Annotated in this window: 15 protein-coding genes; 7 read left to right on the plus strand and 8 right to left on the minus strand. The window is 71.9% G+C overall.

Annotation, left to right across the window (positions count from 1 at the left end):
• Positions 1-8: 8 nt before the first annotated feature.
• Positions 9-1,136: an FAD-dependent oxidoreductase gene (locus ABTW72_RS25255; protein WP_350862415.1), complete on the minus strand. Its 1,128-nt coding sequence runs from the start codon at positions 1,134-1,136 to the stop codon at positions 9-11.
• 88 nt (positions 1,137-1,224) lie between these two features.
• Between ABTW72_RS25255 and ABTW72_RS25260 the strand changes: the two genes are divergently transcribed.
• On the plus strand, positions 1,225-1,884 hold the full coding sequence (locus ABTW72_RS25260; protein ID WP_350862417.1) for a TetR/AcrR family transcriptional regulator: 660 nt from the start codon (positions 1,225-1,227) through the stop codon (positions 1,882-1,884).
• A 75-nt stretch (positions 1,885-1,959) separates the two neighbouring features.
• On the plus strand, positions 1,960-2,778 hold the full coding sequence (locus ABTW72_RS25265; protein WP_350862419.1) for a hypothetical protein: 819 nt from the start codon (positions 1,960-1,962) through the stop codon (positions 2,776-2,778).
• 63 nt (positions 2,779-2,841) lie between these two features.
• Here the strand turns inward: ABTW72_RS25265 and ABTW72_RS25270 are convergent, their stop codons facing one another.
• Entirely contained in the window at positions 2,842-4,395 is a 1,554-nt protein-coding gene (locus ABTW72_RS25270; RefSeq protein ID WP_350862421.1) for an NAD(P)/FAD-dependent oxidoreductase, read from the minus strand.
• A 177-nt stretch (positions 4,396-4,572) separates the two neighbouring features.
• On the opposite strand from ABTW72_RS25270, the gene ABTW72_RS25275 reads away from it, so the two are divergent.
• The 4 genes from ABTW72_RS25275 to ABTW72_RS25290 all read left to right on the plus strand — a co-directional run bounded on the left by ABTW72_RS25275 (position 4,573) and on the right by ABTW72_RS25290 (position 7,371).
• Complete coding sequence (locus tag ABTW72_RS25275; protein ID WP_350862423.1) at positions 4,573-5,799, plus strand: hypothetical protein; 1,227 nt, start codon at positions 4,573-4,575, stop codon at positions 5,797-5,799.
• Between the two features lie 34 nt (positions 5,800-5,833).
• The gene (locus tag ABTW72_RS25280) at positions 5,834-6,274 is read left to right on the plus strand and encodes an EVE domain-containing protein (RefSeq protein WP_350862425.1); all 441 of its coding nucleotides are present in this window, start codon (positions 5,834-5,836) and stop codon (positions 6,272-6,274) included.
• Positions 6,275-6,355: 81 nt separating this feature from the next.
• Positions 6,356-6,928 (plus strand): GNAT family N-acetyltransferase, encoded by a 573-nt coding sequence (locus ABTW72_RS25285; protein ID WP_350862426.1) that lies wholly within the window; start codon positions 6,356-6,358, stop codon positions 6,926-6,928.
• Between the two features lie 29 nt (positions 6,929-6,957).
• The gene (locus tag ABTW72_RS25290) at positions 6,958-7,371 is read left to right on the plus strand and encodes a type II toxin-antitoxin system Phd/YefM family antitoxin (protein ID WP_112725106.1); all 414 of its coding nucleotides are present in this window, start codon (positions 6,958-6,960) and stop codon (positions 7,369-7,371) included.
• A gap of 204 nt (positions 7,372-7,575) precedes the next feature.
• Here the strand turns inward: ABTW72_RS25290 and ABTW72_RS25295 are convergent, their stop codons facing one another.
• The 5 genes from ABTW72_RS25295 to ABTW72_RS25315 form a co-directional block, all read right to left on the minus strand.
• Positions 7,576-8,643, minus strand: a complete 1,068-nt coding sequence (locus ABTW72_RS25295; RefSeq protein ID WP_350862428.1) for an ABC transporter ATP-binding protein — start codon at positions 8,641-8,643, stop codon at positions 7,576-7,578.
• Complete coding sequence (locus ABTW72_RS25300) at positions 8,640-9,455, minus strand: ABC transporter permease (RefSeq protein ID WP_350862430.1); 816 nt, start codon at positions 9,453-9,455, stop codon at positions 8,640-8,642. Before ABTW72_RS25300 ends, ABTW72_RS25295 begins: the two co-directional genes overlap by 4 nt.
• Positions 9,452-10,237, minus strand: a complete 786-nt coding sequence (gene modA, locus ABTW72_RS25305) for a molybdate ABC transporter substrate-binding protein (protein ID WP_350862432.1) — start codon at positions 10,235-10,237, stop codon at positions 9,452-9,454. The genes ABTW72_RS25300 and modA overlap by 4 nt, the downstream gene beginning before the upstream one ends.
• Positions 10,234-10,656 (minus strand): TOBE domain-containing protein, encoded by a 423-nt coding sequence (locus tag ABTW72_RS25310; RefSeq protein WP_350862434.1) that lies wholly within the window; start codon positions 10,654-10,656, stop codon positions 10,234-10,236. The genes modA and ABTW72_RS25310 overlap by 4 nt, the downstream gene beginning before the upstream one ends.
• Positions 10,657-10,790: 134 nt before the next feature.
• Positions 10,791-11,234, minus strand: coding sequence for a winged helix-turn-helix transcriptional regulator (locus ABTW72_RS25315; protein WP_350862436.1), 444 nt, complete (start codon positions 11,232-11,234; stop codon positions 10,791-10,793).
• 138 nt (positions 11,235-11,372) lie between these two features.
• Between ABTW72_RS25315 and ABTW72_RS25320 the strand changes: the two genes are divergently transcribed.
• The gene (locus ABTW72_RS25320; protein ID WP_350862438.1) at positions 11,373-12,239 is read left to right on the plus strand and encodes an aldo/keto reductase family oxidoreductase; all 867 of its coding nucleotides are present in this window, start codon (positions 11,373-11,375) and stop codon (positions 12,237-12,239) included.
• Positions 12,240-12,286: 47 nt separating this feature from the next.
• On the opposite strand, the gene ABTW72_RS25325 is transcribed toward ABTW72_RS25320, so the two are convergent.
• Positions 12,287-12,679 carry an SCO5389 family protein gene (locus tag ABTW72_RS25325; RefSeq protein WP_179783419.1) on the minus strand — a complete coding sequence of 131 codons (393 nt, stop codon included), beginning with the start codon at positions 12,677-12,679 and terminating at the stop codon, positions 12,287-12,289.
• Positions 12,680-12,694 lie beyond the last annotated feature (15 nt).

The raw sequence follows: 12,694 nt of genomic DNA on the forward strand, positions 1-12,694 counted from the left end.
ATCGCCTGTCATTCGGCGCGTGCGGGTTCCGCCGGTCGGGTGAAGAAGCGAACGATGTCCTCCGCCGCGGTAGGGGACAGCATCATCGCCTGGACTCGGGCGGACATCTCGGCGATCGGGTGAATCCTGCTGAACATCGATTCTTCGTACGTCCGAATCGCCGAATTCGGGTCGGCGGGGTTGGCGGCGAGCTGGCTGGCGAGTTCCGCGGCGTCGAGCATGGCCTGGTTCGCGCCCTCGCCGACCGGTGGCATGAGGTGCGCGGCGTCGCCGACGAGGGTGACGTCCGGCCGGCTGGTCCAGCGCGTACCGATGGGCATCGCCTCGATCAGGCGTGGCGTCGGCGGGCTCCCGGCGGCCTCGATGAGCGCGGTGAGGCGGGGGTTCCAGCCAGCGAACAGGTCCAGCAGGGCGCGCTTACTACGGTACGAATCCAGGGGCCGGTCCTCGGCGCGCAGCGAGATCCCGACCCGGAGGCTGCCGTCACCGAGACGTTGGGCGGCCAGGATCTGGTTCACCCCGACACACCACAGGTTGCCGGGGCCGACCAGTTCGGCGAGATCGGGATGACGTTGGTCGACGTCCTCGACGTTCAGCTCCACGAGCGTTGCCACGTAGGACAGGTCGACGTCGGTCAGCAGTGACCGGACGACCGAGCGCGCGCCGTCCGCGCCGATGAGGATGTCGCAGCTGGTTCGCTGGCCGTCGTGGAACGTCAGTTCCCAACCCTCGTCGGGGCGGGGGGTCGCCGCGACAAGCCGGTGCCGCCAGGCAACCGTGTCTCCGGGGAGAGAGTCGAGTAGGAGATCACGCAGTGCGCTCCGGTCGATCTCGGGACGTCCGGAGAATGAGCCAGGTTGCGGCTCGTGGTGCACCAGGGTGCGTCCGGTGGGGTCGAGGATGCGGTGTTCCTCGCCGTCGGGCCGCGCCTTCGATCGGAACCGGCCGGCGAGACCCGCCTCGGCCAGGGCCAGTTGCCCGGACTCCGGGTGCAGATCGAGGGCACCGCCCTGGGGTCGCGCGGATCGGCTTGCCTCCCGGTCGTACACCACGGCGTCGATGCCGTGGCGGTGCAGGATCCGAGCCAGCGTCAACCCGCCGAGTCCACCGCCGGCGATCGCAATTCGCGTACTCACGGCGCTACCGTACACTGTATTGGTGGATACACCGTACGGTAGCGGGCCGGTGCCCGTTTGGGAGCGGCCCGAACCTCAGCCGCGCGCGGTGCCGGTGCCGTTGAGTCGCGAGAAGATCGCCGCTACGGCGATCAGGCTTGCCGACGCGCACGGCCTCGACGGGCTGTCATTGCGCAAGATCGCCAAAGAGCTCGGTGTCGGTCCGATGCGGCTCTACGACTACGTGATCAACAAGTCGGAGCTACTCGATCTCATGGTCGACGTCGTCTATGCCCGGATCGCCGAGGTGGGCCAGCGCTCCGGGTGGCGCGACACGGTGCTGGCCATCGCCCACGCGACCCGCGATGCCGCCCTTGACCATGAGTGGTTCTCCGACGTGCTCGGCGGACGGCCGCACCTGGGACCACACGCGCTCGCCGTGGGCGAGGCGACCGCCGCGGCGCTCAGTGCGGCACCCGGCGTGCGTGACATCGACGATCTCCAGCGAGCCGTGGGCGCCCTCAACGCCTTCATCATCGGGTCGGTCCGCAGAGAGGTCACCGAACGACGCACCGCACGTTCCACCGGCACCGATGAAGCTGCCTTCCAGGCCAGCCTCGGCCCCTACCTCACGCGCATGTTGAAGACCGGCAGGTACCCCACCGTGGCCCGGCTCGTCATCGACGGCGCCCACCTCAACGCCGAGGAGACCTTCAATCACAACCTGACCACCATCCTGGACGGCATGACCCGCCAACGCCCAACGTGATCCGGCGCGCTGCGGCCAGCGGCTCGCCAGCGGTACCCACACGACGGCGACACGAGTCCAGACAGGAGCCCACGAGTGCACGTCAGCCTGGCGACGAGTTCCGGGAGGGCCGATCGGTCGAACGAGGACTTCGTCGGTGCGGTTCCCGGCGCTGTCGTCCTGCTCGACGGTGCCGGCATTCCGGGAGCCGAATCGCTCTGCTCCCACGGCGTCGCCTGGTACGCGCACCGCCTCGGCGGCGCGCTGCTCGGCCACCTGTCGCCCGGCGACGGACGAGAGCTCGCCGCGATCCTCGCCACCGCCATCGGCGAGATCGCGGCCGAGCACCGCGACACCTGCGACATCGCGGACCCCAGCAGCCCGCAGGCCACCGTCGCGATGGTCCGCGCCCACCAGGACCGGTTGGACTGGCTCCTGCTCGCGGACTCCTTCCTCGTTGTCGACCAGGTCGGCGGGGGCCCGCTGGTGATCACCGATGAGCGGGAGATGACTGCCCGGCGGGAATGCTCGGCGCCGCTGGCCGGCATCGCTCAGGAAACGCCAGAGTACGACCGGGTGCGGGCCTCCTGCGCCACCGCGCTGCGTGCCCGCCGGAACCAGCCGGGCGGCTACTGGATCGCCAAGGACGACCCGCGCGCGGCGTGGGAAGCGGTGACCGGCAGCCGGTCCCTCGGCGACGTGAACGGTGTCGCGTTGCTCAGCAACGGTGCCAGCCGCATCGTCGACCCGTACGGTCGGACCGACTGGCCGGGCGTGCTGGACCTGCTTCGGGCCAGCGGGCCGGCCGGCGTCATCGCCCGCGTCCGGCAGGCCGAGGCGCAGACCACCGGTGGCGCGGATGCGTACAGCCCGGACGACGCCACAGTGGCCCACTGCACGCACCTGCCGCGTTGAGCACCTGCCCGCAGGGTGCCGATGGTCCGTCCGTCGACTCGTGCCGCGAGAGCGTGCTCGGCTTCACGCGTGAGACGGGGGAGCCGCGACAGGGGCTCGGTCGTCCGACCCCTCCGGCACGGTGATCGGGGCCGCGACGATCCGGCTGGGCACCACCGGAGCGTCCCGGCCGGTGCCCCGCCGGCTGTCGCCGCCGGAGGATTCCTCGTGGTAGTCCTGCTCCACGTTGACCGACCAGACGTCGTGCGTACTGCCGGTGGCGATGTTCTCGGCGGTGAGCATCGCGGTCAGCATCGAGTGGTCCTGGTTGTTGTAGCGGTGCATGCCGTTGCGGCCCACCGGGTGTACGTTCGGCACCGCCTCGGTCAGCCAGGCCCGGATCACGTCCACGTTGTGCTGGTAGCGCTCGTCGTACACCGGGTAGGCCTTGGGCATGCGCACGACGTAGCCGGCTTCCACCACGCCGGGTCGCACCAACCCCAACCGCTCCAGCTCCGCGGTGGCGAGGGCCACGAGGTCGGCATCCGGGGTACGCCACATCTCGTCGTCCTCGAACACGAAGTACTCCAGGCCCAGGCAGGTGCGGCCGTCCTTGACGAGGTACGGCGACCAGGAGCCGAAGTTCTGGATCCGGCCCACCCGTACCCCCGGGTCGTGCACGTAGATCCAGTTGTCCGGAAACGAGAACTCCGCCGGCACGACCAGGGCGACAGTCAGGAAGTCGCGGTAGCGCAGGTCGGCCGCGCAGGCCAGCACCTCCGGCGGCGCCGGCGGATGGAGCGCGGTCACCAGCTCCGAGATCGGCATGGACGAGATCACGTGGTCGGCAGCCTCGGTACGCTGCCCGCCCGCGCCGTTGACCGTCACGCTGATCGCCCGCCGACGGGCCGGGTCGCGGTGCACGGCGGTGACCCAACTGCCGGTGGACAGTTGCCCGCCCCGCTCGCGAACCTGCTCGGCGCAGCGCTCCCACATCATCCCGGGTCCGTACTTCGGGTACTGGAACTCCTCGATCAGGCTGGTCACGTCGGTGCGTCGGCGGCGGGGCAGCAGCGCGTTGCGGATCGCCGTGGCCAGCGACAGGTTCTTGATCCGCTGCGCCGCCCAGTCGGCCTGCAACCGGTCCGCCGGCATGCCCCAGACCTTCTCGGTGTACGTCTTGAAGAAGATCGAGTACAGCCGCCAGCCGAACCGGGCCGACACCCAGCCCTCGAAGTGTGACTGGTCCCGTGGCGGCCGCAGCCGGGCGCGGGCGTACGAGCCGAGGCAGCGGACGGCCTCCGGCAGACCCAGGTTGCGCAGCGCGTTCATGGCGCTGAGCGGGTAGTTGAACAGGGCGCCCCGGTAGAAGATGCGGCTCATCCGGGGCCGGGTCAGGAAGTCCTCGTCCGGCAGGATCTCGTGCCAGAACGCCTCCACCCGGGGCACCTTGGTGAAGAACCGGTGCCCGCCGATGTCGAACCGCCACCCGTCGCGTTCCACGGTCCGACTGATCCCGCCGACCACCTCGTCGGCCTCGAACACCTGAACCGACCGGCCGTGCCGGAGCAGCTCGTACGCCGCGGTGAGCCCGGCCGGCCCCGCACCGATGACCACCGTGCCGTTCTGCTCGCTCATGCTGACGCGCTCCCTGCTCACCGCCATGATTGAGACGCGGCGTCCACCCGCTATGGGCAGAATGTCACACTTAGTGGTAGCTGGTCCTCGCTTCGGCGGGGCGCGCTGCGGCGTACCACGAGAAGAGCGACTTCCCCGCGCGGCCGGCGGACCGGGGGGAGCGGGGGAGCGGGGCGGATGGACCGGTGGCGCGGCGGCGCGACGACGCTTGCCGCCCGGGCGGTCGCGGCCGGCGGCGGCGCAGCGCGCCTGGCCCGCCGGGTGCCGGCGCCCTGGCCGTACGTCATCGGCCTGTTCCTCGGCGCGAAGTTGCTGCTCACCCTGCTCGGGCTGCTGGCCCTGCACGCCTGGGACGACATCCCCGGTGCGCCGCCGGCCGACGAGGCGTTGATGTGGGCGCAACAGCGGGAGATCTCCGGGCACCGGTGGATCTCCTTCTGGTTCGCCTGGGATTCGCTGCTCTACCTGCGGCTGAGTGAGCTGCCGCTGACCGGGCCGTGGCGAGACTTCGGATTCCCGCTGCTGTACCCGTTCCTGGCCCGGCCCCTCGGCGCGGTGCTCGGCGGCGACAACGCGCTGGCCCTGCTGGTGATCAGTAACGTCGCGTTCCTGCTGGCGCTCTGGTACGGCTACCGGCTGGCGGAGCTGCTGCTCGGTGACGCGGAAACGGCCTGCCGATTCACCCGGTACCTGGTGCTGCTGCCGACCGCGTTCCTGTTCCAGGCCGCGCTGACCGAGTCGCTCTTCGTCTGCCTCGCGTTGGCCGCCTTCTACTACGCCGAGCGGCGCCAGTGGCTCCTGGTCGGCGTGATCGGCTACTTCCTGGCCATGAGCCGCTCCGTCGGCCTGCTCGTGGCGCTGCCGCTGGCCCTGGTGCTGCTCCGGCAGCACGGCTGGCGGCTCGGCCCACGCGCCCTGCTCGGCTACCTCCGGATCGGCTGGCCGTTGCTGCTGCTGCCCGCCGGATGGTTCACCTTCATGGCGTACTGCCGGTGGCGGGGTGGGGACTGGTTCGCCTACCAGCACGCCCAGCAGACCGGATGGGGCATCGAGGTGCAGAACCCCGTTCCGGTGCTGCTCAACGGGTTGACCGGGGAGCCGCGCGACGCCGCTCGGGCGTGGTTCGCCGTGGCCGTCCTGGCCGTGCTGGTCGCCGGGTTCCGCCGCCGCGAGCTGGCCTATCTGGTGTACGGCGTCCTCATGGTGCTGGTGCCGCTGTCGATGGGTCCGCCGGTGTACAAGAGCCTGCTGCGCTATCTGCTCGCCGCCTTTCCGGTGGCGCTGGTGCTGGCCCGCTGGGCCCGCCACGCCAGTGTCGACGTGTGGCTGACCGCGACGCTCGCCGTGGTGCAGGGCGTGCTGTTCGTGCTCTGGCTCAGCTACTGGACCCACATGATCATCTGATTGGCGCTGCCGTCGGCCGGGCAAGATGTACGCCGTGACCGAGCCACGGGTACGCCTCGACGACCTGGGCGCCTGGCTGATCAAGGGCAACGCGGACCTGGTCGACCTCGCCGCCCGGTTCGCCCGTGAGCCACTGGTGACGAGCTGGTGCGTGCGTCCCGGCTACCGGGCGCGGTTGATGCGCGCCGGGCAGCCGGTTGTCTTCTGGGCAAGCGGCAGCCGGGGCCGACTGCCGTACGGAGTGTGGGGCGTCGGGCGGGTCACCGGGGCGGCCGAGCCAGGCGCGCCGGGGCACCCGTGGTCGGTACCGCTGGATCTGCCCATCCTCGCCGAACGGGACCGGGTATCCCGGCTGCTGTTGCGCGCCGATGACCGGCTCGCCGCCCTGGAGGTGTTCCGTCAGCCGCAGGCCGCCAACCCCTCCTACCTGACCGTGGCCCAGTTCGCCGCGCTGCGGACCCACCTGCCGGCGTGAGCGCGGAGGGCGGCCGTGCCTCGACCGAGGTGCCTGTGCGAGCCTGCTACCGACGTGAGAAGCGCATTGAGTGGAGGCCCGGTGTTCGCCCTGCCGCTGACCGAGGACGTCGAGCTGCGCCCGTTGAACCCGTGGCGGGCCGAGGAGTTCCTCACCCACCTCGATCGGGCCCGTGAGCACATCCAGCCCTGGGTGTCGCCGTCCTTCGTCGCCACCAATCTGCCGTCGGCCCGTGCGGTGTTGCAGCGCTACGCCGACCTGTGGGCCAGCGACAGCGGTGGCATCTGGGGGTTGTGGTGGCGGGGCACGCTCGTCGGTGGGGTGATGTTCGTGTCGTTCGACGTGACCCGGGGCGTCTGCGAGGTCGGTTGTTGGGTGGAGCCGGCGGCGCAGGGCAGAGGCCTGGTCGCCCCGGCGGTGCGCCGGATCGTCGACTGGGCGGTGCGCGAGCGCGGCATCCAACGGGTGGAGTGGCGTACCAACGCCGACAACACCCGCAGCAAGGCTCTCGCCGACCGGCTCGGCCTGCGCCTCGACGGCACGCTGCGCCAGGCCATCCCGGGTCCGCACGGTCGGATCGACCTTGAGGTCTGGTCGGTGCTGGCCGACGAGTGGTTTGCCCGCCACGCACCGTCCACTGACGACAGCGAATAGTTGTCATACCCGCGCGGCACCATGCATCCATGGCCGTCCCCGCGCTCACCCCTCGTTCCGACCCGCCGCGTTCCGTGCCGCTGCGTGAGGCGCGCACCCGGTTCAGTCAGCTCGTCGCGCTGGCCGAGCTGACCGACGCGGTCACCGTCGTCACCCGCGACGGCGATCCCCGCCCGGTCGCCGCGATCGTCCCCGCCGCAGCCGCCCGCAGCGGCGCCCAGGCCCGCGCTGACGCCGACCGGCTCGCGACGGTCACCGCCGGCTGGGCCCGCCGCCTCGAGGAGCAGCACAGACGCAGCACACAGCGGCACGCCGCCGAGCTTGGCGCGGTCCGCGCGGCGCTGGCCGAGGCGTGGGCCGAGCTGGACAGCCGGGTCGTGCCGGGCAGCGACCCGACGCTGGCCCGGCTGCGCGCCGCACACGCCGACCTGCTCGCCGGCTGACTCGCGTCCGCGTCCGCACCGCGTTGGTCGCACCAGTTGAGGCGTGTGCCGCGCCGCGTGTGCGGCGGTGTCGCGCCGGCTGGCGGTTCCGCGTTGACGGGGCAAGCCGGTCGGTGTCGCGCCCGCCGGCGGTCGGCTCGGCGCGGGCGGCAGCGAGGGACGCGGCGGCCGGGTCCACCCCGGTGACGAGTGGCCGGCGTCGGGTCAACCGGTGGCCGGGTACGCGTGGGTCTCGGTCGCCTTGACCGCCACCCAGACCCGCTGGCCGGGGATCAGCCGCAGCTGGGCGGCGGCGGCGGGCGTGACGTCGGCGGCCACCCCGATCGGTCCGTCCAGTTGCACCCGCACGTTGTCGCCGTGGCGCTGGACGCCGGCCACGGTGCCCGCCCAGGTGTTCCGTGGGCTGCCCTCCGGCCGGGCCGGGTGCAGAGCCACCGCGGCCGGGCGAAACGCCACGAACGCCTCGCCGTCCAACCGGTCGGCGACCGTGAGGGTCAGCTCCGGCGACACCCGCACCCCGTGCCCGTCGGCGCGACCCCGGTACAGGTTGAGCCCGACCAGCCGGGCGACGTAGTCGGTGCGCGGGCGGGCGGTGACGCTCGGCCCGTCGCCCTCCTGGACCACCCGGCCACCCTCGACGATGACCAGTCGGTCGGCCAACGCCAGCGCGTCCAGCGGGTCGTGGGTGACCAGCACCGTCGCGCCAGTGTGCGCCGACAGGTGCCGGTGCAGCTCCGCGCGGGTGTCCAGCCGGGTGCGGGCGTCCAGTGCGGCGAGCGGCTCGTCCAACAGCAGCAGCGACGGCGCCACGGCCAGCGCGCGGGCCAGCGCCACCCGCTGCGCCTGACCACCGGAGAGCTGCCGCGGCCGGCGCTGCGCCTGCGCGTCAAGCCCCACCCGGCCCAGCCACTCCCGGGCCGTGGCGCGGGCGGCCCGCCGCTCGACGCCGTGCCGGCGCGGCCCGAAGGCCACGTTGTCCAGTGCGCTGAGGTGCGGAAAGAGCAGGTAGTCCTGGAAGACCACGCCGATCGACCGGCGTTCGGTGGGCACCCAGCCACCGGTCGCCGGGCGGTCCAGGTCGACGCCGTCGAGGGTGACGTGCCCGTCGGTGAGGGGATGCAGCCCGGCCAGCGCCCGCAGCGCTGTGGTCTTGCCGGCGCCGTTCGGGCCGAGCAGCGCCACCACCTCACCCGGCGCGACCCGCAGCGGCACGTCGAGCCGGAAGGCGCCCCGGTTGACGACGAGCCGCGCGTCGAGAAGTCGGTCGCTCATGCGGTGGTCATCCAGCGGTCCCGCAACGCCACCAGGATGCCCACCGACACGACGAGCAGCACCAGGCTGAGCACGATCGCGGACTCCAGGTCGGTCTCCAACGCCAGGTAGACGGCGAGCGGCATGGTCTGCGTCCGACCGGGGTAGTTGCCGGCGAAGGTGATGGTGGCACCGAACTCGCCGAGCGCCCGCGCCCAGCAGAGCACCGCCCCGGCGGCCAGACCGGGCGCTACCAGCGGCAGCGTGACGTGGGTGAAGGTGGTCCACCGGCTGGCGCCCAACGTCGCCGCGGCCTCCTCGAAGCGGTGGTCGGCGGCGCGTAGCGCACCCTCCACGGCGATCACCAGGAACGGCATGGCGACGAACGCCTCGGCCAGCACGACACCCGTGGTGCTGAAGGGCAGGGTGACGCCGAACGTGCTGTCGAGCCAGCCCCCGAGCAGGCCACGCCGCCCGAAGACCAGCAACAGCGCCACCCCACCGACCACCGGCGGCAGCACCAGCGGCACGGTGACCAGCGCGCGTACCAGCCGACGGCCGGGAAACTCGACCCGGGCCAGCACCCAGGCGAGCGGCACACCGAGCAACAGGCAGAGCGCGGTGGCGAGGGTGGCGGTCTGCACCGACAGCCGCAGGGCGGTCAACGCGCCCGGCTCGGTGAGCCGCTCCGGCAGGGTCGTCCACGGTGCCCGGATCAGCAGCCCCGCCAACGGCAGGACGAGGAAGAGCAGCCCCAACCCGGCGGGGATCAGCAGCGCGATCGGCGCGCGCCCCCGCCGTCGGGGCGCGGCGTGCTCAAGGAGCTGGCTCATGGCGTCTGGAAACCGGCTTCGGCGAGGACCGCCTGCGCCGGCGCCGAGCGGACGTATGCGACGAAGGCCCTCGCGCCGGCCGGATTCGGGGCGTCCTTCAGCGCGACGATCGGGTAGTCGTTGACCGCCCGCGCCGACTCGGGAAACTCCACCGCTGTCACGTCGGCGCTCGCCGCTCGCGCGTCGGTGCGGTAGACCAGGGCCGCGTCGACCTCACCGAGCTTCACCTTGGCGAGCGCGCCCTTGACGTCCTGCTCGAGGGTGACCGGCGTCAGCGCGACGCCGGCCGCGTCCAGGGCGGTGCGGGCCGCCGCGCCGCAGGGCACCTGGTTGGCGCAGAGGGCCACCTTCACGCCGGGCCTGCTCAGGTCGGCCAGCCCGGTCACGCCCCCCGGGTTGCCCCGGGGCACCCCGATGACCAACTGGTTGCGGGCGAAGGTGGTCGGTGTGCCGTCGGCGTTGCCCCCCTCGGTGACAGTGGCCATGTTCGCCGGTGCGGCGGAGGCGAACACGTCCGCCGGCGCACCCTGGTTGATCTGGTTGGCCAGGGCTGAGCTGCCCGCGATGTTGAGGGTCACGGTGCTGCCGGGGTTGGCGGCCTCGAAGTCGTCGCCGATCCGGCGGAACGACTCGGTCAGCGAGGCGGCCGCGAACACCGTCACCGCGCCGATGCCCCGGTCGTCCGCGGCGCCGCCGGAGGCCCGGTCGTCGCCCGCGCCGCAGCCGGCGACGGTCAACGCCATGAGCACGGCCGTCGCCGTACGCGTCGCCCGCGCGCTCATCCGCCCGACCTTGCCCTGCTCGGGGCGGGCGCGGCCCGCTCCACCACCACCGTGGTCGACTTGATCACCGCGACGGCCATCGACCCGACCCGCAGATCGAGCTCGTCGACCGCCTCCCGGCTCATCAGCGACACGACGCGGAACGGGCCGGCCTGGATGTCGACCTGGGCCATCACCGTGTCCTTGCGGACGTCGACGACGATGCCGCGCAGCCGGTTGCGAGCCGAGGAGAACTCGGCGCCCGCGTCCGGGTCGGCGGCCTGGGCGCGGGCGAACGCGGCCAGGTCGACCCCGTCGATCACCCGGTGGCCGTGCTCGTCGCGCCCGGCCGTCAGCCGCCCGGCATCGACCCAGCGGCGGATGGTGTCGCTGCTGACACCGAGCAGGTCGGCCGCCTCACCGATCCGGAACATCGTCACCGGCTCACCCTAGCTGCCGCATCTGCGAGCAGGAAAGGCCGGACCGTGCTGTGTCTGCGTACTTCCGGAGGTTTATCGGACCGCAGATGCGCGACCCGGTGTTGCGTCGTTCCGTCCGGGCGAGGCGGAGCGGCTCAGGCGACCTGGGCGTCGTACGTCGCGCGGTTGGCGAGCACGTCGTCCATGTGCGTTTCGGCCCAGCCCTTCAGGCCGCGTATCACCTCGTGCAGGGAGACACCGAGGTCGGTCAGCTCGTAGGTGACGGTGACGGGCACGGTCGGCACCACGGTGCGGGTGATCAGACCGTCGCGCTCCAGGGAGCGCAGCGTCTGGGTCAGCATCTTCTGACTGACCCCGGCCAGGAGGCGCGACAGCTCCGAGTACCGCATCGGCCGCGGCTCGCCGGCGCAGTCGGCGCCGACCCGGTGCGAACCGTCGCTGCGTAGCGCGGCCAGAACCAACGTGACCCACTTGTCCGCGATGCGGTCGAGCAGCTTGCGGCTCGGACACTGCGCCAGGAAGGCGTCATATTCCGCCTTGGCCTGAACTCTCTTGCGCGCCGCCGTCGTCGTCGTCATCGGACCGCTCCTCCCGCCGCCGGGGCGTTACGCACCTTCAGGTGCCTACTTCCCGTAGTGAAGTTACACCCCGATAGTGGAGCAGGTACACGATGCACCGGCACCGCTCGGTGCGACACGAAAGCCAGAGGTACGAACATGGTCTCCACCTCCCTTCCCGGCGGCACCTGGACGCTGGGAGACCTGCCGGTCACCCGGTTCGGCTACGGCGCCATGCAGCTGGCCGGCCCCTGGGTCATGGGACCGCCGGCCGACCACGGCGGCGCACTCGCCGTCCTTCGCGCGGCCGTCGAGCTTGGCATCACCCACATCGACACCTCCGAGGCCTACGGGCCGCATGTCACCAACCAGCTGATCCGGGAAGCGCTGCACCCGTACCCCGATTCGCTGCACATCGTGACCAAGGTCGGCGCGAACCGCGACCAGCAGGGCGGCTGGCCGCCGGCCCGTGACCCGGAAAGCCTGCGTCGGTCCGTGCACGAGAACATCGAGACCCTCGGTCTCGACGTGCTCGACCTTGTCAACCTCCGGCTCGGTGACGCCGCGGGCCCGCAGCCCGGTTCGGTCGCCGAGGCGTTCGAAACACTCGTCGGCCTTCAGCAGCAGGGCCTGATCCGGCACCTCGGAGTGAGCAACGCGACGCCGGAACAGGTCGCCGAGGCGCAGGCCATCGCGCCGATCGTGTGCGTGCAGAACATGTACAACCTCGCCCACCGCCAGGACGACGAGCTGATCGACGCGCTCGCCGAGCAGGGCATCGCCTATGTGCCGTTCTTTCCGCTCGGCGGCTTCAGCCCTCTGCAGTCCTCAGTGCTCTCGACCGTGGCCGCTCGGCTGGAGGCGGCACCGATGTCGGTGGCCCTGGCCTGGCTGCTACGGCGTTCGCCGAACATCCTGCTGATCCCGGGCACCTCGTCCGCGACGCACCTGCGCGAGAACATCGCGGGCGCCGCACTGCCCCTCTCCGACGACGACCTCGCCGAGCTGGACAAGATCGGCCGCTAGCGAAAAGGGTGGACCCGCCGGCGTTTCCGGCGGGTCCACCAGGGCCGTCAGCAGTTGCGCAGCTCCGGCGACTGGTTGAGCAGTTGGCCGCGGGTCGACACGAAGCGGCGATAGCGCTCCCCGTCGACGGCCGACGGGCGGAACGCGGCGACGCGGTGGCAGTTCTGGAACGCCAGGCGTACGCCGAAGTGCCGTTCCAGGCCGGCGCGGATCGCGTCGCTGGCCAGGGCCCGGAGCAGTTGCCCCCGATCGGCGTCGGTGGGTGGCGGGACGACGTTGTCGGCCAGGTCGTCGTCACCGGCCTCCAGTTCGGCGACCACCCGGCTCACAGTGGCCCAGGCGTACGGGAGTGAGTCACGGACGCAGGCGATGAAGGCCTCGTCGTCGATCGGGCCTCGTTCGGCGGCGTCGAGCAGGGCGGGCGGGACGGTGAGCGACATGGTTCTCCTCCGCAT

Source organism: Micromonospora sp. NPDC127501, assembly GCF_040302185.1.
Taxonomy (GTDB): Bacteria; Actinomycetota; Actinomycetes; order Mycobacteriales; family Micromonosporaceae; genus Micromonospora.

Coding starts and splice junctions, on each gene's coding strand:
- ABTW72_RS25270 (WP_350862421.1), bottom strand. CDS start 4,395: ATGAGCGAGCAGAACGGCACGGTGGTCATCGGTGCGGGGCCGGCCGGG.
- ABTW72_RS25275 (WP_350862423.1), top strand. CDS start 4,573: ATGGACCGGTGGCGCGGCGGCGCGACGACGCTTGCCGCCCGGGCGGTC.
- ABTW72_RS25290 (WP_112725106.1), top strand. CDS start 6,958: ATGGCCGTCCCCGCGCTCACCCCTCGTTCCGACCCGCCGCGTTCCGTG.
- ABTW72_RS25295 (WP_350862428.1), bottom strand. CDS start 8,643: ATGAGCGACCGACTTCTCGACGCGCGGCTCGTCGTCAACCGGGGCGCC.
- ABTW72_RS25300 (WP_350862430.1), bottom strand. CDS start 9,455: ATGAGCCAGCTCCTTGAGCACGCCGCGCCCCGACGGCGGGGGCGCGCG.
- modA (WP_350862432.1), bottom strand. CDS start 10,237: ATGAGCGCGCGGGCGACGCGTACGGCGACGGCCGTGCTCATGGCGTTG.
- ABTW72_RS25315 (WP_350862436.1), bottom strand. CDS start 11,234: ATGACGACGACGACGGCGGCGCGCAAGAGAGTTCAGGCCAAGGCGGAA.
- ABTW72_RS25320 (WP_350862438.1), top strand. CDS start 11,373: ATGGTCTCCACCTCCCTTCCCGGCGGCACCTGGACGCTGGGAGACCTG.
- ABTW72_RS25325 (WP_179783419.1), bottom strand. CDS start 12,679: ATGTCGCTCACCGTCCCGCCCGCCCTGCTCGACGCCGCCGAACGAGGC.